Source organism: Leptospira sp. WS58.C1 (genome assembly GCF_040833995.1).
GTDB classification, from domain to species: Bacteria; Spirochaetota; Leptospiria; order Leptospirales; family Leptospiraceae; genus Leptospira_B; species Leptospira_B cinconiae.
Window position 1 is genome coordinate 1,272,196 of the sequence record NZ_CP162137.1, and the last position, 21,819, is coordinate 1,294,014.

Annotated in this window: 19 protein-coding genes; 13 read left to right on the forward strand and 6 right to left on the reverse strand. The window is 43.2% G+C overall.

The features are described from left to right. The first annotated feature begins 34 nt into the window (after window positions 1–34). A complete protein-coding gene (locus tag AB3N61_RS05790) occupies window positions 35–853 on the forward strand; it encodes a hypothetical protein (protein ID WP_020770970.1) in 819 nt (272 codons plus the stop codon). Here the strand turns inward: AB3N61_RS05790 and AB3N61_RS05795 are convergent, their stop codons facing one another. Beyond that, on the reverse strand, window positions 854–2,251 hold the full coding sequence (locus AB3N61_RS05795) for a glycine--tRNA ligase (RefSeq protein ID WP_367898719.1): 1,398 nt from the start codon (window positions 2,249–2,251) through the stop codon (window positions 854–856). Window positions 2,252–2,365: 114 nt separating this feature from the next. Between AB3N61_RS05795 and AB3N61_RS05800 the strand changes: the two genes are divergently transcribed. Genes AB3N61_RS05800 through AB3N61_RS05815 form a run of 4 tightly spaced genes read left to right on the forward strand, consistent with a single transcriptional unit; the run spans window position 2,366 to window position 6,771 of the window. Continuing rightward, on the forward strand, window positions 2,366–4,045 hold the full coding sequence (locus tag AB3N61_RS05800; protein WP_367898720.1) for an energy transducer TonB: 1,680 nt from the start codon (window positions 2,366–2,368) through the stop codon (window positions 4,043–4,045). After that, complete coding sequence (locus tag AB3N61_RS05805; RefSeq protein ID WP_020770931.1) at window positions 4,042–4,827, forward strand: PrsW family glutamic-type intramembrane protease; 786 nt, start codon at window positions 4,042–4,044, stop codon at window positions 4,825–4,827. Before AB3N61_RS05800 ends, AB3N61_RS05805 begins: the two co-directional genes overlap by 4 nt. Next, window positions 4,824–5,738 (forward strand): 50S ribosomal protein L11 methyltransferase, encoded by a 915-nt coding sequence (locus tag AB3N61_RS05810; protein WP_020770940.1) that lies wholly within the window; start codon window positions 4,824–4,826, stop codon window positions 5,736–5,738. The genes AB3N61_RS05805 and AB3N61_RS05810 overlap by 4 nt, the downstream gene beginning before the upstream one ends. A gap of 31 nt (window positions 5,739–5,769) precedes the next feature. After that, complete coding sequence (locus tag AB3N61_RS05815; protein ID WP_367898721.1) at window positions 5,770–6,771, forward strand: adenosine kinase; 1,002 nt, start codon at window positions 5,770–5,772, stop codon at window positions 6,769–6,771. Between the two features lie 113 nt (window positions 6,772–6,884). Here the strand turns inward: AB3N61_RS05815 and AB3N61_RS05820 are convergent, their stop codons facing one another. The 4 genes from AB3N61_RS05820 to AB3N61_RS05835 are packed head-to-tail and all read right to left on the reverse strand — an operon-like array spanning window position 6,885 to window position 10,729. Further along, complete coding sequence (locus AB3N61_RS05820) at window positions 6,885–8,150, reverse strand: LIC11270 family surface protein (RefSeq protein WP_020770958.1); 1,266 nt, start codon at window positions 8,148–8,150, stop codon at window positions 6,885–6,887. Continuing rightward, window positions 8,147–8,968: a hypothetical protein gene (locus AB3N61_RS05825; RefSeq protein WP_367898722.1), complete on the reverse strand. Its 822-nt coding sequence runs from the start codon at window positions 8,966–8,968 to the stop codon at window positions 8,147–8,149. The genes AB3N61_RS05820 and AB3N61_RS05825 overlap by 4 nt, the downstream gene beginning before the upstream one ends. Beyond that, window positions 8,965–9,870: a tRNA pseudouridine(38-40) synthase TruA gene (gene truA, locus AB3N61_RS05830; RefSeq protein ID WP_367898723.1), complete on the reverse strand. Its 906-nt coding sequence runs from the start codon at window positions 9,868–9,870 to the stop codon at window positions 8,965–8,967. The genes AB3N61_RS05825 and truA overlap by 4 nt, the downstream gene beginning before the upstream one ends. Then, window positions 9,848–10,729 carry a DUF2225 domain-containing protein gene (locus tag AB3N61_RS05835; RefSeq protein ID WP_367898724.1) on the reverse strand — a complete coding sequence of 294 codons (882 nt, stop codon included), beginning with the start codon at window positions 10,727–10,729 and terminating at the stop codon, window positions 9,848–9,850. The genes truA and AB3N61_RS05835 overlap by 23 nt, the downstream gene beginning before the upstream one ends. Window positions 10,730–10,863: 134 nt before the next feature. Here AB3N61_RS05835 and AB3N61_RS05840 point away from each other — a divergent pair, with 134 nt between their 5' ends. The 8 genes from AB3N61_RS05840 (at window position 10,864) to lsa25 (AB3N61_RS05875) (ending at window position 20,017) form a co-directional block, all read left to right on the forward strand. Beyond that, window positions 10,864–11,967, forward strand: coding sequence for an LIC11274 family protein (locus tag AB3N61_RS05840; protein ID WP_020770965.1), 1,104 nt, complete (start codon window positions 10,864–10,866; stop codon window positions 11,965–11,967). Between the two features lie 301 nt (window positions 11,968–12,268). After that, entirely contained in the window at window positions 12,269–13,066 is a 798-nt protein-coding gene (locus AB3N61_RS05845; RefSeq protein ID WP_036090526.1) for a lysophospholipid acyltransferase family protein, read from the forward strand. Next, window positions 13,063–14,538 carry an acetyl/propionyl/methylcrotonyl-CoA carboxylase subunit alpha gene (locus tag AB3N61_RS05850; RefSeq protein WP_367898725.1) on the forward strand — a complete coding sequence of 492 codons (1,476 nt, stop codon included), beginning with the start codon at window positions 13,063–13,065 and terminating at the stop codon, window positions 14,536–14,538. The genes AB3N61_RS05845 and AB3N61_RS05850 overlap by 4 nt, the downstream gene beginning before the upstream one ends. Next, window positions 14,535–15,014 carry an acetyl-CoA carboxylase biotin carboxyl carrier protein subunit gene (locus AB3N61_RS05855; RefSeq protein WP_020770954.1) on the forward strand — a complete coding sequence of 160 codons (480 nt, stop codon included), beginning with the start codon at window positions 14,535–14,537 and terminating at the stop codon, window positions 15,012–15,014. The genes AB3N61_RS05850 and AB3N61_RS05855 overlap by 4 nt, the downstream gene beginning before the upstream one ends. 225 nt (window positions 15,015–15,239) lie before the next feature. Then, window positions 15,240–16,763, forward strand: a complete 1,524-nt coding sequence (gene omp85 / locus AB3N61_RS05860; RefSeq protein WP_020770959.1) for an Omp85 family outer membrane protein — start codon at window positions 15,240–15,242, stop codon at window positions 16,761–16,763. A gap of 11 nt (window positions 16,764–16,774) precedes the next feature. Continuing rightward, entirely contained in the window at window positions 16,775–17,461 is a 687-nt protein-coding gene (gene lsa25, locus AB3N61_RS05865) for a surface adhesin Lsa25 (RefSeq protein ID WP_020767894.1), read from the forward strand. A gap of 340 nt (window positions 17,462–17,801) precedes the next feature. Next, window positions 17,802–19,319 (forward strand): Omp85 family outer membrane protein, encoded by a 1,518-nt coding sequence (gene omp85, locus AB3N61_RS05870; RefSeq protein ID WP_367898726.1) that lies wholly within the window; start codon window positions 17,802–17,804, stop codon window positions 19,317–19,319. Between the two features lie 11 nt (window positions 19,320–19,330). Then, window positions 19,331–20,017 carry a surface adhesin Lsa25 gene (gene lsa25, locus AB3N61_RS05875; protein WP_020767894.1) on the forward strand — a complete coding sequence of 229 codons (687 nt, stop codon included), beginning with the start codon at window positions 19,331–19,333 and terminating at the stop codon, window positions 20,015–20,017. Between the two features lie 162 nt (window positions 20,018–20,179). Here lsa25 (AB3N61_RS05875) and nadB read toward each other — a convergent pair whose 3' ends face one another. Continuing rightward, entirely contained in the window at window positions 20,180–21,796 is a 1,617-nt protein-coding gene (gene nadB, locus AB3N61_RS05880; protein ID WP_020767882.1) for an L-aspartate oxidase, read from the reverse strand. Between the last annotated feature and the right edge of the window lie 23 nt (window positions 21,797–21,819).

Genomic DNA, 21,819 nt, shown 5'->3' on the forward strand with positions numbered 1-21,819 from the left:
AAACGATTCCGGTTGTTATTAATACGAAGGCAAAATGATCTCTCGAGCACTTATAATTTTATCCTTCTTCTCATTCATCAATTGCGAAAACGGCAAATCGGAATTACCGCCGGCAGTTTTGGGATATATCGCTTTGGATTATCTCATTCTCAGCGATCCCGATCGTTCTTCCGTTTATTTTTCCACTGTAAGATCCGTTGATCTTGAAGTTGCGTATGAAACGGATGCACAACCTTTTACAGGGAATTTTACGATCGGCGGTTCTAATATTTGGAATGTGACTGATACTAATATGCAGGATGTTTTTGCGGACAGAGGTTATTCGGTGGCAGTCACTGTACCTACCGATCTTTCCGAAATGAGCGAGATACCGAACCAAAATAGAACCACCTGGAGTGTGAACCAACTTTTGGATCTCGTTCCTAGATACAGAAAAAGATCTTCCGATTTCCAATCCACTAGTTTTTTTATCATGTATATAAGAGGGCAGTTGGCGGATGCACCCGGTGTGATCGCAGTTACGATTTCCGGAGTTTTGGGGATTGGACCTCCTGTGATCTTTGTATTTAAGGATATGATAGATCAATTTGATTCTATTGTTTCGCCAGACAAAGCTGAGAAGGCGGAGCAAATTACGGTGACACATGAGCTTGGACATGCTCTTGGGCTTGTGAACGCAGGGATTCCTTTATATTCTTCCCACCAAGATAAAGAGCATGGAAATCATTGTATCAACGAAACTTGCGGAATGTTCTGGGCTTTAGACGACACCAAGGTAGAAACTTTCAGCCCTGCTACTCCTTTGTTATTAGGACAAGAATGTAGGGACGATATCCGAAACTACAATCCCTGATTAAAGGATCTTATCCGCAAAGTAAGACTTCAAAGAATCGATCGAGATCCTTTCTTGAGACATACTGTCTCTTTCCCTTACGGTGACAGTTTTGTCCTTTAGAGAATCGTAATCTACCGTGATACAATAAGGGGTTCCGATCTCGTCTTGTCTACGGTATCTTTTTCCGATAGCGCCGCCTTCATCGTATTCTAAGTTCCCTAAAGAAGATAGGTTTGTATAGATCGATTTCGCAAGTTCGGGAAGTCCGTCTTTTTTCATGAGGGGAAAAATCCCGATCTTCACCGGGGCTACCTGAGGAGCAAAACGAAGAACTGTTCTTGTTTCGCCGTCCGGCAGTTTTTCTTCCGCATACGCGTCAGAAACGACCGCCAAGAATAAACGGTTTAAGCCGAGTGCAGGCTCTACTACATAAGGCACATACTTTTTGTTGGCGGCCTGGTCCTGGTATTTCAGATCTTCTCCGGAAAATTTTTCATGTTGGGAAAGGTCATAGTCCGTTCTGGATGCGATCCCCCAAAGTTCACCCCATCCGAATCCGTATTTGTATTCTATATCGGAAGTGGCTTCGCTGTAAAAGGAAAGTTCTTCCTTTTCATGTTCTCTGACTTTCAAGTTTTCCTTTTTAAGGCCCACATGATCGATCAAAAATTTAAGGCAATAGTCAACCCAGTGAGAGAACCATTCTTTTTGGGTTCCCGGTTCGCAGAAGAATTCCATCTCCATTTGTTCGAACTCCCTGGTTCGGAATACGAACTGTCTTGCCATGATCTCGTTACGGAAAGATTTACCGATCTGCGCGATACCGAATGGGATCTTGTTCCTGGTCGTGGAGATAACATTTTTGAAATTGATAAATATACCTTGAGCGGTTTCCGGGCGAAGATAAATATCCTGTGAATCTTCTGCGGAAGCTCCATGAGAAGTTTTGAACATCAGGTTGAAATCCCTGGCTTCCGTGAAAGTTCCTCTGTTGCCGCAGTTTGGACAGGCAAAATTTCCCGCCTTGATGACCTCGTTCATTTTTTCTAAGGTCAATCCTGTGGCGGCGCCTTCTCCTTTTTGGTCTTCCAAAAATTTGTCGGCTCTGATCCTGGTTTTACAATTTTTACAATCGATGAGCGGATCGTTAAAATTGGAAACATGTCCGGACGCTTCCCAAACTTTCGGGTTCAGAAGGATGGAAGAATCCAATCCTACAACGTCTTCTCTTAAGTGGACAAAATATTTCCACCAGAGTCTTTTTAAGTTATGGAGAAGTTCGGCGCCGTAAGGGCCATAGTCGAAGGTATTGGAAAGTCCTCCGTAAATTTCGGATCCGGGATAAACAAATCCTCTTCTTTTACAAACGGATACGATATCCTTGAGAGAGGAATCTAGGGTTTCTTTTTTCTCCATAGGTCCAAGGATTCTCGAATAGGATTCGTGATAAAGTATTAAATTCGTAGGAATTCATTCAATTCTTGTTTGCTTCCGGAACAAGCTAGGGTCCAATGGACAAGGACATTCGGAATGAAAAAGGAAATTTCGCAGAAGGAAAAACTAGTCTTTTGGGGGATCAATTTTCTCTCTTGGACCTCTCCTATCTCCATGATAGGATTCGGGATCTTTTTTCCCTTGGGAGTTATCTTCTTATTTCCGAAAGAGGATAGGGTCCGTCGGCCAGCTTTCCATTCCGTTCTTCTACAAGTTGTTTTGGGACTGTTTTTATTTTCTTTAGAACTTTTGTTCTTAATTTTTCCGAAAGCGGAAGAGATTTTTTCGGCATTCGTTCTACTCAATTCGGAAGATCCAAGCGCATTCGGTTTCCCTGTTCTGACTCTAATGTTCTTCTTCGGTCTGGCAGTATTCTTTTTACAGGCAAAGTATATAAGAGAAAGATTAAAACCGGAAGATCCAAGGCCTTTAATCTTAAATCCGGTCCTAGTATTTTTAACCGTATTCTGTTTAATTCTATTTACACATTATCTAACGTATTCCGATATTTTCCGGGCAAAGATGGCCACCTTTGCCGTTTTTTCCGAAAGCGTTTGGATCTTCTTTTTTACGGCGATCGGACTTGCGGAACTTCTATCCGGCAAAAAGCCTTTTTTCTTATTTCGTAGACCTTGGGCCTGGTTTGTAAGGCAGACAAAGGATTCATTCGCGAAAGAAGAAGGAGATCTGCCCGCTTCCGCTAGAAAACGTACGAACGCAAAAGTAAGAGATATGATCTTAGCCGGATGGGGCCATATCTATACGGGACGTTTATGGAAAGGATTTCCGATCCTATTCGTATATTTGCTCGGGTTATTGTTATTTGCCACCTTCTTCTTTTCTTGGTGGGAACCCGCATTGGGGATCCGCTTTTTAGCAAGTTTAGGATTAAAACCGGGGATTTCCGATAAAAAGTTTTTTGAAGTGGCATCTTCCATTTGGATCTGGTCTGCGATCTTAGTCGCTTTGATTTCGATTAACGTGTTTTCCGGCTGGTTACTTCGTAGGTCTTTCTATTCTAAAACCCCTCTCTTGGGTCTCAGCCCCGGCTTTGAGAACAATCTTGGATTAAGCGTTTTAGTTCACTTAATCGTGATCTGTTTGATCCTACTTATGCCGACTACGATCGCTTTCCAAAAAGAAAGTAAGTCTCGCCCTACCGATCATTATACGCCGGAGAATCATGCGGAATTCTATTTTATAGATCCGAATCTTCCGGACGAGGTAAAAGGGTTAAATGGCGGGGTCATCACCGGAACGGAAACACCGAACAGCACTCAAGGCGAAAAAATTCCGGAGGAAAAACCTTCTGATGAGGGAAGGGTAAAAGGAGAAGTTAAGAGGATCAAAGGAAAAAAACTTCCCCCTACTTACTCCAATTATATTTCCGCAAAGATGAGGACTTTCGAATCCTTTATGGATTACTGGAGAAGTGCTCCCAGGAATTATTCCTGCGTTGTTGCTTATACGATCACTCCCGATGGGGAAGTTGTGGATGTGGAACTTGTTCAAAGTTCTCCTTATCCGGAACAAGATCAAAGGACTTTAGAACTGATAGAAAACTTATCTCCAATGATGCCTCCTCCCGGAACAAAAGGTTATATAAGGGTCACGGAACTTTTTTGGAACGGACCTTTGGATGCGAAGGCTATGCCAACTCCCTTACAGCAGGAATTGGTGAATATGTTCGACGGTCGTTATATGGAGGAATTATGAGTTTAGAAGTAATTCTTTACGCGATCGGAAGTATTTTCCCCTGGGGATTTTATCTCATTTATACCCAGCCGGATACCGGTAGAAATAAACGTGTCTTTTTTATAATATTCTTCGCATTACTTTTGGGTTGGATCTCCACAGAGTTGGTGCTTCGTGCCAGCGCTTGGATCTGGCCTGAAACCGAGATAAACGCAAAAACGGCAAAATCCATACTTTCTCAAACCGCATTTTTAGCGTTCGTAAAAGCGGGAATGATGGAAGAATTATGTAAATCCATTCTGATCGTAACCTTATCTCTCTCGTTGGCATATGATTGGAAAAGGAAGGAATTCCTTCCGGAAACATTTTTAGTGGGCGGGTTTGTTGCATTAGGTTTTGCCGGAATAGAAAATTACCATTATATTCTCACCGCAAAAGAAGACGATCGGATCCATACTTTCATTATTAGAACATTAAAATCTTCGAATGCACATTTGCTTATAAATCTTTGTTTTGCCCTCTGCCTGATCAAAAGTAACAAAAGGTTATTTTCCGAAAAATACTGGTACATCCTCTCCGGATTTTTGCTTGCGGTCGTACAACATGGGTTATTCGACTTTTTTGTGATCCCTGTGGGAAGGTTCGGACATTGGGCGGCGACAGCGCTCTTCGTAGGAATCTGGGTCTGGATCGTAAAAGACAGAAGAGTGTATATGAAAGAAGAAAAGATCCATAAAATATTGAATGAAGAACAGCCAAGACAAGACCTCGTCTCCCGATCGGTTCCTGAGATAATCCGTTGAAATACAAAGAAATCAGAGTTTCCATTCCGAAAGATTTTGCGGAAGAATTTTCCGCGTACTTGGACGAATGGAAGGTGGCGGGATATTACGAGATCCTATTCGATAGGGAAGAGGCTAGAAAACCCGGAGAAGAGATCATCTCCGACAATACTCCGATCAGAGTGTATTTAGCTGAAGACGATGCCGAGTCCGAAGCTAAGATCTGGATCTATTTGCAGACGGTTGCCCCGGAGAATTCTTTTGCCGAATCCAGATGGATAGAAACGAAAGAATACGAAGAAGCTTATAAGGAATTTTATAAACCGTTTTCTGTCGGAGTTTTCTGGGTAGTGCCCACCTGGGAAAAAGACGACTGGGAAAAAAACAAAATATTGGGGCAAAAAGATTCCGTCCCGGTGTATATCAACCCTGGACTTGCTTTCGGAACCGGGCATCATGAAACCACTCGTTTGGTTTTATCCAGGTTAGGCTCCATCGATCTGAAAGGAAAGAGGGTTGCAGACATAGGCACCGGTTCCGGGATCTTATCCGTGGCGGCGGCAAAATTGGAAGTTTCCAAAATTATAGCCGTGGATATAGATCCAAATGCAGTACGTTCTTCCACATTCAATCGGGACGAAAACGGCATATCGGATCAAGTTTTAGTAGTCGAAGAAGGTGGATTCGATCATCCTAAGATCCTTTCCGAAAAATTCGATCTATGTATGGCAAATATCACATTTGCAGTCTTGAAGGCAAACATGGAGAAAATCGCAAATCTTCATACGGATCATTTTTTATTCAGCGGTGTGATCACGGAAAGAAAGGAAGAGTTCCTGGAGCTTCTTCTTTCCCAAGTGGGAGGTAAATCCGTTTACGAGACCTCCTGGAATGGATGGGAGCTGATAGAGTGGACCCGCCAATCTATATGACGTTTTATTAATATTTTATATCGGAGAAAAAATGAAACATTACGACGTATTCGGGATAGGGAACGCACTTGTGGATATTCTGATCCCAACCGAAGATTCTTTTTTGCAGAAAATGGGCTGGAACAAAGGGATTATGACCCTAGTGGATGCGGAAGTCCAGGGTGGTGTACTTACCGCTTTAGACGGACATAAAAAAGAATTAAGATCGGGTGGAAGTGCCGCAAATACTATGATTGCACTCGCCAATTCAGGCGGTACGGGAACTTACACCGGAAAAGTTACCGAGGACACTTACGGAGAATTTTATAAACAAGATATGGAGAAAGCGGGGATCTTATTTGAAGTTCCTCCTTCCAAAGAAGGGCATACCGGAACCTGTGTGATATTAACCACACCCGATGCCGAAAGGACAATGCTTACTCACTTGGGAATTTCTTCCACATTGACCAAAGAGGACCTGGACCTGGAACGGCTGAAAGCTTCTTCTTATAGTTATGTGGAGGGGTATCTTTGGGACAGACCTTCCACCAAGGAAGCCTGTCTTCTTGCTATGGAAGAATCCAAAAAAGCGGGAGTAAAAGTGGCATTTACATTCAGCGACCCGTTTTGTGTGAACCGCTCCAGAGAGGACTTCTTAAAACTTACAAAAGAATATTGTGATTTAATTTTTTGTAATGCAGAGGAGGCAAAAGCATTAGCTGCCACCGAATCCAAGGAAGATGCCTTAAAATTTATCTCTTCACTTTGTAAGAATGTTATGATGACCGACAGCGCTAACGGTGCGTTCGTTTCCGTAAATGGAACGATCAGTCACGTAGGCGGATTTCCTGCTCAAAACTTATTAGATACCACAGGGGCAGGGGATTGTTTTGCGGCAGGTGTGTTATACGGACTCACTCACGGATTTTCTCTCGAGAATGCGGCAAGATGGGGAAACTATGTTGCCTCCAGGATCGTCCAAGAGATCGGGCCTAGACTTTCTGTCAGACTTATGGGAAGACAGGAAGAGATCCTCGGGAAGACACAGGGCTAAGAAGAGACGCAGAAGTTTTTTGCACACAGAGTCACTGAGACACGAAGGGGATGATATAAGAGTGTAGGAATTCTTACTCTAAATTCTCTGAGGTTTTGTGCCTCTGTGCGAACTTATGGACAAGAATAAGACAATGAGATCGTGCTCATGTTTCCGTTCTCAGGAACGGAAAACGTAAGCGGAGTTCCTACGATGGTATCGGGAAACCCGTCCACGTAGGAAGTATCCGACAGACAATATAATTTATGGGTTCCAGGGTTGATGTATTTGATCCTTGACGTTCCGCTTCTTGCAGGTGTTGCAGCTAACGGAAGTTTTGTGAGAATATCCGTTTCATTTTCCCTAAAAACGGCAAAATAATGTGTCAGATTTCCGGATCCGCCGGTGATTGCGAGTGAAGAAGCGCCGCTTGGATAGATCGTTCTGGATCTGGAAAGTATCCCCCCGCCTATATCCGATTGACCTGAATGTCTCGTTTTCCAATCGCTAATAGAGATCAATGTTGCAGCAGTACTTCCATCCGCCGCCTTAATGGAATGTACCATTAAGTTTTCTTTCAGGTTCATTCTAACTTCAAAGATGTAAGGCTCGAATCCGGGTTTAAAATCCATATCCGCCTCTCCCGCTTGGACGGAATAAAGAAGCGGAAACACTAAAGGATATCCTGATTTGTCGGTAGTTCCTGCCGCATACGCAAGCCTTGGAACTATATTAAATCCATAAACACCGTAGTTGTCAAAGAAGGTAACTTTGGTCAGGTCCACACCCGGAGAATTTCCCCAACCTGTCACTAAAGAACGAATATACGTTCCGGTGTAATAATACTGGCTTGGGAATCCGAGAGACGTTCCTGAAGTTGGATCGTTCGACGGATATTCCGCTCCTTCTCCGTTTAAGAATTGGATCATTTTAAATTCACCGTTCAAAGATCGACAAGTGTTTGCGTTTAAGGTATATGGTTGTGTACAATACACTTCTCTGTTTGGGGCGACATTGTCCCAGAAAGCTTTTGCAGCGACAGCTGTTCTGATCTGAGAAAGATTATTTAGACCGTCCTGGTATTTGGAAGAAATTCGGATCTCACCTATATCGATATAAATAGGTAGATTTGCCATTTTAGGAAGGGCGCTTAAATTGAAGGTAGGATCACCGGACGGATCCATGTATACATCACCAGTACCGTTATTATACTCGGTAAAATCCAAAGGACTGTCGGTTGCATACGTACCTTTGAGTAGAAGTAACATTCTACTATTAAAAAGAGTGCTGATTACGGGATTATCCGTGGCGTTTCCTTCCCAATCTCCTACCTTACAATCCGAAACGAGTGCGAACAAAAAGGAAGATAGAAATAGAAAACGATTCGTTTTGGAAATCATAAGAATACGCTCACCATTAAACCGAAATGGAAAAATTCTGTATCCACTTTATTGTAATAATACGGGTTATTCAACCTAGGATCTACAGTCGGACCTACGTAAGGATATTTAGTTTCCGCAGGAGAATTCAAATCCGATTCGAAAATTTTATTATAATCCAGTCGGATCCCGATCCGGATTTTTTTTCCTGCTACGAAACTTGCCTCAAATCCGGCGAATAATGTATCATTCCAGCGGGAAGTATTAGCGGGTCTGGCAACCACGTAGGTTTCTCCGAATCCCGCCTTGACCATAAAAGTAATCGGAAGTTCGAACGGAAGTTTATAACAAAGGGCGCTATATACCGGGATCGTCGTAAGAGCTCTTTCGGATCTGGACAAATAGTTGGAATAAGAAGCTCCTACTTCCACATAAAAGATCCAAGGCCAAGGAACTCTGTAAAAAAATCCACCACCTAAAGTTGTATCCAAATATCTCTGAGCTTCGGAACCGGGGAACGGGTTAGAAGCTCCTACCCAAGCGCCTATCTCCGGTTTTCTATTATCATAGAATGTAGGAAGTTCTTCTTCTAATTCCTCGTCGTCCGTGTTGTCTTTTTTGTCGGAGCGGGTAAGTCCTGAAGATGGAAGATTCCCTCCTGCTTGGGCTAGGATCAATTCACCATTTTTAAAACTGTTCCCGATCTTATTAAAATCCATAGGAGGAGAAACGGGATTTCCGCGCAGATATTTTATAGCTTTGTTATCTAATTGGTCCGGATAAGGGAAAGTTTGTACCCAGGGAAAAAGGAAAAATGCAATCGGAAGGAGTTTTTTCATCTGGGAACTCCGCCGTATTCTTTCCTGTTTTGGTACATACGATCAATTTGAGGAAAAGAATCGTAGTACGCTTTTAGAAAATACAATCCGTAAGGGGGTAGGGTGATCCCTGCGATGGTTCGATCTTTGGAAGAAAGTATTTTCAATATATTCGTCTCTTTGCGCTTCTCTATCGCTATTTCAAAAAGTGTTCCGGTCAGGATCCGGACCATATTATGGAGGAAACCGTTTGCCTTGATTCGTAAACGAAGAAGTCCGGGCTCTTCTTCACTTTCCAAAAGGCTCGCATCATAAATGACCCGAGTTGTGGTCCTACGGTTCCGCATGGAAGTGGCTTTTGCCAAACTTCTGAAGTCATGCTCCCCCTTTAGTAGTTCCAGTTCTTCTCTTAAGCGGGAAACGTCAATCCGATGTTGATACCAGAATGCCCTGTTTTTCCAAATAGGTCTAGGAAACCTTGCATTCACCAAAAGATATTCGTATTCTCTCGCCGTGCAGGAAAACTGAGAGTTGAAATTCAGGGGAACTTCCGCTATTTCATGGATTGCCAGACCCCGGTCGGTGAGTGCATTCATTCCGAGTAGGAACTTCGACAGATTGGGAATGGGGGAATCCGTCTTAAAATTTACGACCATGCCCCTTGCATGAACACCTGTATCCGTTCTTCCGGCTCCCCAGATCCGGGTTTGTTTTTTCAACAGAACTTCCAACGCTTTTTCTATTTCTTCCTGAACTGTGGGAGATTGTTTCTGGCTTTGGTATCCAAAAAAACATCCACCGTCGAATTCGATCAGCAAAGCATAGTTTCTAGGATCTTCAGTCATAGTTAGGAGAGGAAGCAGAATGAAACAAATAGGAGGAAGAAAAGAGAAACGTCTCTTATTTTTCTCCGCCCATTTCATCTATGATCTTATTGTACTCATCATAGAGTTCTTTGGCCATATCGATGATGACGGATGGTTTGGACTTGGACGCCTTACCGGAACCGTACAATCTAGAAAGAGTTCTTTTGGCTCGAATGAGAAGGTTCAGTTTGGAGGCAGCATCCGATGCGAGTTCGTCCTTGAACTTCATAGTAAGATAGGCGGAGAGATAAATGACTCCGTCAAATCCCCAGTTTTTGTCGGTATCCGGACCGAGTAGATAAGAAGCGGCATCCACAGGTTCGGAACCGGATTGCATGATCTCCATCGTTTCCGTGTACCAGCCTGCCGCTTTTTGGTACAGAAGGTCCCGGATCTTGTCGTAACCCATACCGGGAAATTCCGTATTCACATCATCGAAGTACCAGGCCCCACGAACAGCGCAGACCGCTTTTTTTGGTGTAGGAGCTACCGTGACTTTTCTGGATTGATAACATTCTATCGCTAAAAGATAAGAAGCAGCGCCCAGGATCAGATTTCTTTCTTGGTAGAAATCCGTAGGTCCCATAATGGATTCTATGTTTTTGCGTCGAACCTCTGCGGATTCTCGTAGTTTTGCGAGTTCATCCGCATCCAAGCTAGACCAGTCCTTGGGAAAGGCTGTATAAAGACAACGGGGGCAAACGTTTAAGACGTAATCATTCGGGGAAACCCTGCCGAATTTTTTGTTTTTTTCGTATAAGCGACGTAATTCCTGGGTAAGTTTGCCCGCGATCAGCCTTCCTCCCCCTTGGAACATACTTTCCCTTTGGTGTACCTCGCTACAAATAGGGCAGACCGTATCTTCCTTGTTCCGAAACGAGATTTTTTTGCCTTGGGCTAATGCAGTTGCTGTCATACGAAGAATTTCCGGAAAAATCGAGCCGGAAGCATCAATTCTCACCGTATTCTAACCGATAGACTAAGAAGAAAAGCACGATTTTCGGGTTGAACCCGATCTCCGCAGGGAGAAGCTAAGGAAAAGGTCCGCCAATGAAAAAACTTCTCGTTTTCATGATCGCGATGTTAGTCGCCCCAGTTCTATTACACGGCGAAGCCGTTTCTATGAAATCGTATAAGAAGCGGATAGAGCTCTTAACTTATTTAAGAGAGATAGAGCCTGTCGTAAGAAATTATCCGGGAGAAGTAAAAGCTTCCGGAACCGGTCAAACCCAAGCAGACGGGGAAAGACTCGCGAAGTATAAAGAACTAAAAAGATTGTACCAAGAAGGTCTTCTGTATTTTTTCGAAGGGAATTTCGTAAATTCGTATCGTAGATTTTTGGAGTCCCAACTTGGAATGGAACTTCTCTTGGAAGAACTTTCGCAAAGTTATGTGGAAAGAACGGAAGAGATCCTAAAAACCGCGATCGAAAAGAAAAATCCGAACAATCCTACGGATAGAGCACTTGTAGATATTTCCGTGGAATACGGAAAAAACAGTTATATCCGTGCGGATATTAAGGAGAATAGAGAAGCTCCTTTTACCCGCAGAATGTACAATCCGAGAGAATTCCATTATGTGGTGAATAAATACACCATCGAAAAAAATATGGAGTTAGGTTATCAGTTCTTGGGAGAAGCCAAGGAAGCTAGGAATAACGCACTTAAGATAGAAAAACATCTGGAGAAACACCAGAAACTTCAACCTGAGCATAGAAAACATCGTATCGAAATGTATTTGGGAGCGATCAATCTTTGCAGGGACGCAAGAGCGAATGCGATGAATATTTTCAAACTTAAGTATCCTTACGATAACTATTATCTGCAAAGATCCGATGCCAAGTCCGAAGAGACTCGCAACGAGATCGGAGAGGTTACACCTGGACAAGTTGTTTCCGTAGAAGGAGTCACTTACGATTTTTCTACAAACCCTCTGGTTCGTGCAGATAATAAAATGAGCCCTGTATTCGACAAAAGAATTCCTGATGATTATCGCAGAGACGCTGTGGATATTTTGGGCAGAATTTACGACGACGAGGTCGACAATAAGTTGTATCTTCGTTGGGATGCTGAGACTCGTAAAAAACTTCTGGGAGACAAACTACCTCCGGGAACTCAGAAAAGAAAACAAGCTGCAACCGAGCCTAATAAATAAGATTTTTCGATTCTTCTGAGTGGAAAAAAGGCCTGCTTCCAAACGAGGACAGGCCTTTTTTATTTCTGAAAACGCTATCTAGCTAAGGCGAACATTGTAAGTTATAAGAGAGGCTAAGTTTTTTTCACTCTAGACTTAGAGTCGCAAAGGGGAGAGATTTGATGAAGTTGTTTTCCTTATAAAAAGCTCTTTGCGTCTTTGCTGCTCTGGGTGGCAACGGTTTCTGAAACTTAATATTCCATCTAAAGGTCTCTCAAGAATTTGCTTTCCATGTTCGGAGAGGTACTAAAGCATAGTTCGCATGAATCCACTTAAGTTTATGGAAAGCCGTTTGGGCAGGTTTTCCCCTAAGTATCGCAAACTGGTATTACGAACCTATGTCGTTACATTAAGATTGGTACTTACGGTAGCGTTTCCCACTATGATCGCCGGGATTTTTTATGCACTTATCGGAAAGAGAGAAAAACAATATGCGGCTTTTCTAAAAGGTTCCAAAACTTGGGGACCGGTCGTGATCCGCATGACCAAAACGGATCTGATGATAAAGAATGAAATGGAGATCCCGGACAAGGGTCATATGATCTTCTTAAATCACGTAAACGAAATAGATTTTCCTTATGATTGTTTAGTGGTAAACAAACCGTATCTTGCAAACCAGGTGATCAAAAAAACTTTGGTAGCTTATTGGTGGATGAAGGCAATGGGATCTCAAGTTTTTGAGACCTCCAAGGCCGCTACGATCGCAGTTTCCGTTCGTAATTTATTAAAAGGACTTTCCACTACTTCTTATATAGTGTATCCGGAAGGTCATAATTCTTATTCAGAGGTCATCCAGCCTATGCAAAAAGGGATGATTAAACTCGCTTATGAGAATAAGATCCCTGTAGTGTTAGTGCTAAAATCCGGGATCACCGCCTACCAAACGGAACCTATGTATGCTAAAGTCGGCTACAAATTTATTGGAAGATACGAACCATGGACCCACGATACTTGGGAAAGTTTTAGGGATTTCCTATATGAAACCATGAGCAAGGAAAAGATCGCATTGGATTCCGAGATCGGGACTCTGCGTGAACCTGTCTCTTCCAAATCCAAGTGATCAAAAGACTACTCATCGCAAACAGGGGAGAGATCTCACTCCGTATCCAGAAGACCTGCAAAAAATTGGGTATCGAGACTGTAGCCGTGTATTCGGATGCGGACAAGGATGCACCTTTCGTAAAAGCAGCGGACTTCTCCTATTATTTAGGAGAGTCCGAACCTTCCAAATCTTATTTAGTAATTCCTAATATTCTAAAGGCCGTCCGTGAGACCGGAGCGGACGCAGTACATCCCGGTTACGGGTTCCTGTCCGAGAAGGCCGAATTTGCAAGAGAGCTTTCCAAGGCTGGAATTTCCTTTTTAGGACCTAAGCCTGAAACGGTGGACCTAATGGGAGATAAGATCCGTTCTCGTGCAGCCATGGAAAAGGCGGGAGTTCCTGTCGTTCCAGGATACGAAGGAGATTCCCAAGAACATACCGTATTACTAAAAGAAGCGGAGAGGATCGGATTTCCGATCATGATCAAAGCCAGCGCAGGCGGCGGCGGAAAAGGGATGAAACGTGTCTTTTCCAAAGAAGAATTTTTGCCTTCCTTAGAATCCGCCCAACGGGAAGCCGGGAACGCCTTCGGCGATCCTAGAGTGTTTTTAGAAAAGTATATTATAAATCCTAGACATATCGAGGTCCAGGTTTTCGGGGATTCTTCCGGAAAAGTGATCCATCTTTTCGAGAGAGAGTGTTCCATTCAGAGAAGGCATCAGAAAGTAGTGGAGGAATCTCCCGCACCGAACTTGTCTTCCGAGCTGAAACAAAAAATATGCGAAGTAGCAGTTAAGGCTGCTTCTTCCATCGGCTATTTGGGTGCAGGAACTGTGGAATTCATTTTGGGAGAAGACGGCGCATTCTACTTTTTGGAAATGAATACAAGACTCCAGGTCGAACATCCGGTTACCGAATCCGTAACCGGTTTCGATCTGGTAGAATGGCAGATTCGAATTGCAGAAGGTATAAGTATCGAAAAGTTTACCGGAGGAAAATCCCCTTCTCAAAGTGGACATGCGATCGAAGTCAGATTATATGCGGAAGATCCGGAGAATGAGTTCCTACCTTCTATCGGAAAAATAGAACTCGCCAAATTCCCCGAAATCCAGAATGTCCGAGTCGATTCTGGAGTAGTCACCGGCTCCGAAGTATCTCTCTATTACGATCCGATGCTCTCTAAGGTGATCGGGATCGGAAAAACAAGAGAAGAAGCGCGAAAAAATCTGATCGCGGGACTCGAGGAAACGATTATATTCGGGCCGATCACAAATCTGAATTATCTAAAAGCGATTTTGGAACATTCTGAATTTGTAAAGGGAAATACAGATACTCATTTTTTAGAAAAACATAAAATAGATTGGGAAGAATCCGGGGAAGAAAAAGAAGCTCTTATGAGAACAGCTTCCTTTTTGGCGAACCGTACAGTGAAAACTTCCTCCGTATGGGAGGCCGTCGGGCCGAACGGAGTTTGGGGAGAAATATCTTGAACCGTTTGTTCCGACTCCAATGGAAAGAAAAAGAATACGTTTTGGACCTGGGAGATTCTTCGTCCAGACTTTTCGGTCCTGAAAAAAAATGGGAGTCTCTTCTCACTCATTACTCTTGGACTAGGGAAGAGGACGGTTCTTATTCTTTACCGGATGGGAGTGTCGCATTACTTAGAAGCGGAAAACTTTTTATCCATACAAAAGGAAAAACATTCCAGTTTGTGATCAAAGGAAGAGAAACTTCGGATGCTCAGGCGGCGTCTTTAGAGATCAAAAGTCCTATGCCGGGCAAGATCATCAAGGTAGAAGTGAAATCAGGAGATTCCGTTCAAAAAGGACAAACTCTTGCGGTAGTGGAAGCAATGAAGATGGAGCATGCCTTGAAAGCAGGAACAGACGCTAAGGTCCAAGAAGTCCTCGCAGCGCCGGGAGATATTGTTTCCCAAGACCAGTTGTTGATCCGATTGGGTGAATAAAAAAATTCATTCCAAATCTACTGCTGAAAATTTTTCCGATACGGAAACATTTCAACATTGTTAAAAAAGTAATTCTTATTTCGAACAATTGCTATAATAATTTTAGAATCCGGTTCGTTTATGAGTTCGCGACCCTTGTTCTAAAGAAAGGGTTCCCGGAATAAATTTGACATCGCCTTAGACACTATTATAACTTGCGAATTCTATAAAAAATCCAGGTTACTGATGAAACATTTCCTCGTTCGCATTGGCTTGATCGCTATATTGGCCTTTGTCTATACACAAAGTATTTCCGCGGATCCAGGGCTCTTGGATGGTTGTGAAAAACCTCCTGAGAGAAAGGATCTACCATTCTATATCAGTCCTAAAAGACAGCTCTGTATAAAAGATTTGGAAAAGAAGAAGGAGGGTTGGTTTCCCACCGGACTTCCTCTTTTAAATTCGGATCCGAATACCGGAATAGGATATGGGATCCGCGTATTCCTTTTTAATAATGGAAAAAAAGAGGATCCTTTTTTCGAATACACCCCTTATAAGTTCAGGATTTACGCTCAATATTTTGATACTACCAAACAAAGGCAATTTCATGAAATCGCTTTCGATGCTCCTTACGTGTTTGAAACACAATGGAGATTGAGAGGCGGTTTGTTTTATGATTCCAACCCGAATACTTTATACTTCGGAATGGGAGAATCTTCTCTCCAAACCTTGAGTTACCAAGAACGAAATCAAGACGGCGGTCAGGTTCACACCAACGCAACTTTTGCGGATCAACAAAAGAATTTGGCGTATACAAGACCGGGTGGGCCGGGTGATCCGGTGGATATTAACGGAACCGTGTATAACGGATTTCCATCTCAAAATGGATTTAGAGTTACCGATTCATTATATAACCGTTACAATATAATTTCTCCGACTGCCAACTTAAGTGGAGAGAGATCATACGTCGGAGGAACGGTTCGTTTAGTAGCCGGTATGAGATTTTCGCAAAATATTGTGAAAACTTTCGACGGAACTTTGACAAACGGGAACGACCCGATCCTCGACGGTTTTCCTATGAGTTCCACCGGAAAAGCATTCAACGGCACCACTAAGCTCACAGAGGACAATACTGCCGGAAAAATTTTAGGATATAATGGAGGGGTAGTAAACTCTCTTCGTTTGGGAGTCGTCTATGATACACGGGATTTGGAACCGGATCCGAACCAAGGTGTATTCTTAGAGGCAACGTATGAAAAATCCGCAAAAACGATCGGGTCTAATTACGATTACTCTAAGTATTTTACTCAGGCGAAATTTTTCTGGAGTCCCTTTCCTAAAGTTTTCGATAAGTTAGTTCTTGCAGGTCGGGCCGGATTTTCGATTACTGAAGGCGACGCTCCGTTTTTCGAATATAGGAATATGTGGGGAACGGAAGGTGTGATCGCCGGATTGGGCGGACGTACTACATTAAGAGGTTATAAACAAGACCGCTTTGTGGGACGTGCAATGGGTTGGGGTAATCTCGAGGTGAGATGGAAATTCTATCAGGTCTCAGTGGCCGGCCAACATTTTGCCTTCAATTTAGTTCCATTCGTGGACTTCGGACGGGTTTGGGACGACGAGCATAAGGCAGGTCTCAAGGATTATAAATATTCCCGAGGTCTTGGACTTAGGATCGCTTGGAATCAGACAACGATTATCATGTTCGATTATGCGGTTTCAAAAGAAGACAAACAGTTATTCGTGAATTTTAACCACGCGTTTTAAGGAAAGAAGAGATGAGAAGAGTATTTTATATAATAAGATCATTATTTACCTTATTCGCGTTTTGTATATTCGCGATTGGTTGTGAAGAAAACTTGGATCGTAGTCCTTACGGATTTAGTGAAGAGGAAGATAACGATCTGATAGCCGGGGCGATTTTTTTCCAAAGTTTTACGAACAATGGTGATGGTACGACGACGGACAGCACAAGCGGTTTGATGTGGAAGACTTGTAGCCAAGGTCAGGTATTCAGCGGAGATGCAACGAACTTCGGTTGTAGAGGAGGTAGCGGAACGTTAGCCAATCCTAGTTCTTTTGGAGCAACGGAATTGCAGTATTGTAGCGTAGATCTACATTCTTGTAATACGCTTGGAATCCCTCAAACGCTAACGAACGTATCACCGATCGGAATATCAGGTAGTTCGGAAGCGTATGATTCGTGTGCGACTGATACCACGGGAGGTCATACGGACTGGCGAGTAGCTAGTTTCTTGGAATTAAAATATTTAAGTTCGAATAGCCGTAACTTCATGCTATTAAAATTCCCAGATACGATAGAGTCTTTCTATTGGAGTTCCACAGCGAACGAGCAGGATGTAGCGGGTAAAACAGCTAGAGCGGTATCGTTTTCACGAGACAGATTCGGTGAAGACGAGTCTTACAGCAAGACCAGCAGATATTTCGTTCGCTGCGTGAGATAAGGGGCCCTTTCGCACAGAGGACACGGAGTTCACAGAGGAGTCTGTATTTCAGAATTCCCATTATGATCCCCAACTCAGTGTTCTCTGTGGGCTCCCTGCGAAATTATATTATAAAAGTCTAAAATTTGGCAATCTTGTTTACTTATATATCACTTATATATAGGTCAAAATCGTGTTTTCCTAATGCATGGCCCGATATTTTTTTTACAACCCCTGTGACGAAAGGGAACATTTCCGGGGTGAATGGGGTCGTTCAAAACTTGATCCGAAATTTTCAATTGACATAAGCCGTTATCGCTTCAAAAACTAACGAACTTAAAATCTTAAATCCGGAGTATACATGAGGATTAAAGAAATTAAATCGTTGGTGCTAACGATTTGTTTTATAGCGGTAAGTTTTAACCTAAACGCCCAAGACTATATTCCAGAACCGGGATGCGAGAAGCCTGCTCCTCGCAAAAATTTACCGTTTCATATGGATTCTTCCAAACAGCTTTGTGCGAAAGATCTAGCCGAAAAAAGAGAAGGTTGGTATCCTACCGGACTTCCTCTTATTAATTCGGATCCATTGGAAGGTGTCGGCTTTGGTGTTCGGGCGTATGCCTATAATAACGGTCTGAAATCGGATCCGTTATTCGATTATACTCCCTATAGAGTAAGGTTTTTTGCTCAGTATTTTAATACGAGTAAGAATGCACAATATCATCAACTTAGTTTGGATATGCCGTTTATCGCGAATACTCAGTGGCGTCTACGTGCGGATGCGTTTTTAACGATTACACCAACCACTCTCTACTTTGGGATCGGCGAGGGCTCCTTAAAGACCTTAAGTTACTATGATCGTAATCAGCCGGGTGGGGATTATTACACGAACGCAACTTTTGCGGATCAAAGTAAAAATTTTAGTTATTATAGACCGGGAGGTCCTCAAGATCCGGTATCCTTTGGTGGAAATACCTATTACGGAGTTCCGAGCCAGCCTGGATTTGTCGTCACCAATAGAATGTACAACGGTTATATTATAGAAACTCCTATGGTTAACCTAAGTACGGAGAGATCGTTCTTTGGTGGAACGGTTCGTTTGGTCGCTGGTTTAAAAGCTTCCGAAAATATTATCAGAACATACGACGGGAAAAAGGCCCCAGGTTACGATCCGGTTTTAGGTATGGATTACGGGGCTAATGTGCCTAACGCTAAAACTCGACTAACTGAAGATGCGGAGGCCGGAAAAATTTTAGGGTATCACGGCGGTTATGTAAACGCAGTTCGTGTCGCACTTGTGTATGATACTCGGGATTTCGAACCGGATCCGAATAGTGGGGTATTCATAGAAGGAACCTTCGAAAAGAACAACAAGGCATTCGGTTCGGATTACAATTTCCAAAAATACTTTGCTCAAGGAAAATTTTTCTGGAGCCCGTTTCCTAAGGTATTCGAAAAACTCGTGGTCGCTTCCCGTTTTGGAGCAGGTTTATCCGAAGGCGATGTTCCGTTTTTCGAATATAGAAATATGTGGGGAACGGAAGGTCTGATTGGAGGACTTGGTGGTATTCGTACCATCCGCGGTTACAAACAGGATCGCTTCGTAGGAAGAATGATGGGCTGGGGTAATATCGAGGTGAGATGGAAATTCGGATCCTTGAAGGTAGGTGACGAATTCTTTGCATTCAATTTGGTTCCTTTTATGGACTTCGGACGGGTTTGGGACGACGAGCATAAGGCAGGTCTCAAGGGTTATAAATATTCCCACGGTCTTGGACTTAGGATCGCTTGGAACCAGGCTACGATCATCATGATCGACTGGGCCAAATCGAAAGAAGACGAACAGTTATTCGTGAATTTTAGCCACGCGTTTTAAGGAAAGAAGAGATGAGAAGAGTATTTTATATAATAAGATCATTATTTACCTTATTCGCGTTTTGTATATTCGCGATTGGTTGTGAGGAAAACTTGGATCGTAGTCCTTACGGATTTAGTGAAGAGGAAGATAACGATCTGATAGCCGGGGCGATTTTTTTCCAAAGTTTTACGAACAATGGTGATGGTACGACGACGGACAGCACAAGCGGTTTGATGTGGAAGACTTGTAGCCAAGGTCAGGTATTCAGCGGAGATGCAACGAACTTCGGTTGTAGAGGAGGTAGCGGAACGTTAGCCAATCCTAGTTCTTTTGGAGCAACGGAATTACAGTATTGTAGCGTAGATCTACATTCTTGTAATACGCTTGGAATCCCTCAAACGCTAACGAACGTATCACCGATCGGAATATCAGGTAGTTCGGAAGCGTATGATTCGTGTGCGACTGATACCACGGGAGGTCATACGGACTGGCGAGTAGCTAGTTTCTTGGAATTAAAATATTTAAGTTCGAATAGCCGTAACTTCATGCTATTAAAATTCCCAGATACGATAGAGTCTTTCTATTGGAGTTCCACAGCGAACGAGCAGGATGTAGCGGGTAAAACAGCTAGAGCGGTATCGTTTTCACGAGACAGATTCGGTGAAGACGAGTCTTACAGCAAGACCAGCAGATATTTCGTTCGCTGCGTGAGGTAGAGACTCGGAGTTCGTAGTGAGGCACAGAGAGTTTTCGCACAGAGGCGCAAAGTCACAGAGGGTCATTTTGTATTAGTTTTCAAAGAAACTTCGTGTCTCTGTGGCTCTGTGTGAGCAATCCCTGTGTCTCCCTCTAATCTTAGCGCCTCTGTTTGAAAATATTCATAACGGAGCCTGAAGATCTCCATGAACCAAATCGTTGATCAGAATTGTATCATGTCTGGATGGGGATCTGTTCTCCGGATAATCGGTCGAATAATGAAGGCCTCTACTTTCATGTCTGGCAAGTGCGGAACGGATAATTAATTCGGCTACCAAAACTAAATTGCGAAGTTCTAACAAAGGATTCGTAACTATCGTCCTGTTGTAATAGTCTCTGACTTCCGCATAAATCAGGTCCATTCTTCTTTTTGCTCTTTCCAGACGAAGATTGGAGCGAACTATTCCAACATAATTGGACATCGTGTTTTTGATCTCCGAAAGATCATGGGAAATTAATACCCATTCTTCCGTATTAACCAGACCTTCTTTGTCCCAAGCTGGGATTTGATCATGTTCCGCTAGGAAGTTTGGCGGATTTTTGCGGATCTCTTCTGCGATCCGATTAGAGAATACAAGACATTCCAATAAACTATTGGATGCTAAACGGTTTCCACCGTGAACTCCCGTACATGCAGCTTCTCCCGCTGCGAAAAGATTTTCTATTCTGGTCTTTCCCCAAAGATCCGTTGCGATTCCCCCGCACATGAAGTGGGCTGCCGGTACGACTGGGATCGGATCCGTAGTGATGTCGATTCCTAACTCAAGACATTTTGCATAAATGGAAGGGAAGGCTTCTTTAATTTCCGCCGCGGGTTTATGCGAGATATCCAACCAAACGTGAGGATCTCCGGACTTCTTCATTTCCGCATCTATCGCTCTTGCGACTATATCTCGCGTGGCAAGATCCGCCATGGGGTGATATTTTTTCATGAACGGTTCTCCGTCCATGCTCAATAATACGGCACCTTTTCCCCGTACTGCCTCGGAAATTAGAAATGAATCTCCTTTTTCATGATAAAGAGAAGTAGGGTGGAACTGATAAAATTCCATATTCCTGATCTCCGCTCCGGCGCGATAGGCGCAAGCAACTCCGTCTCCGGTTGCGATCTTTGGATTTGTAGTATGAGAATAAACTTGTCCGGAGCCGCCACTTGCTATGATCGTTTTTTTAGCAAGAATAGGGATGATCTCTCCCGTATGACTGGAAAGAACGTAGGCTCCGAAACAGATCAGACCTTTTTTTTTGAGATGGTGGGGGGTAATAAGATCTACAACAGTATGATATTCTAATATTCTAATGTTTTGGTTTTGTTTTACGATTTGGAGGAGTGTCTTTTCGATCTCATGGCCGGTCCTATCGTGTGCATGGACGATACGATTTGTCCCATGCCCGCCTTCCCTATGTAGATCGAATTCGCCCTCTTGGTTTAGATTGAATGGGACCCCATATTCTAAGAGTTCTTTTACCAGAGGCGGACCTTCTTCTACCAAAACCCGGACTGCTTCCGGATCACAGAGACCGGCACCTGATTCCAAAGTGTCTTGTACATGGTCTTCGAATTTGTCTCCCTGATCGAAAACCGAGGCGATCCCGCCTTGGGCGTAATTGGTATTTGACTCGTAATCCGACTTCTTGGTCACGATCACAGTTTGGCCGACATGAGAAAGTTTTAACGCTTGGAAAAGACCGGTAATACCGCTCCCGATGACTAAAAAATCGGTTTTAATTCTTGGCATTTGTACAGATTCGGCGGCGAAAA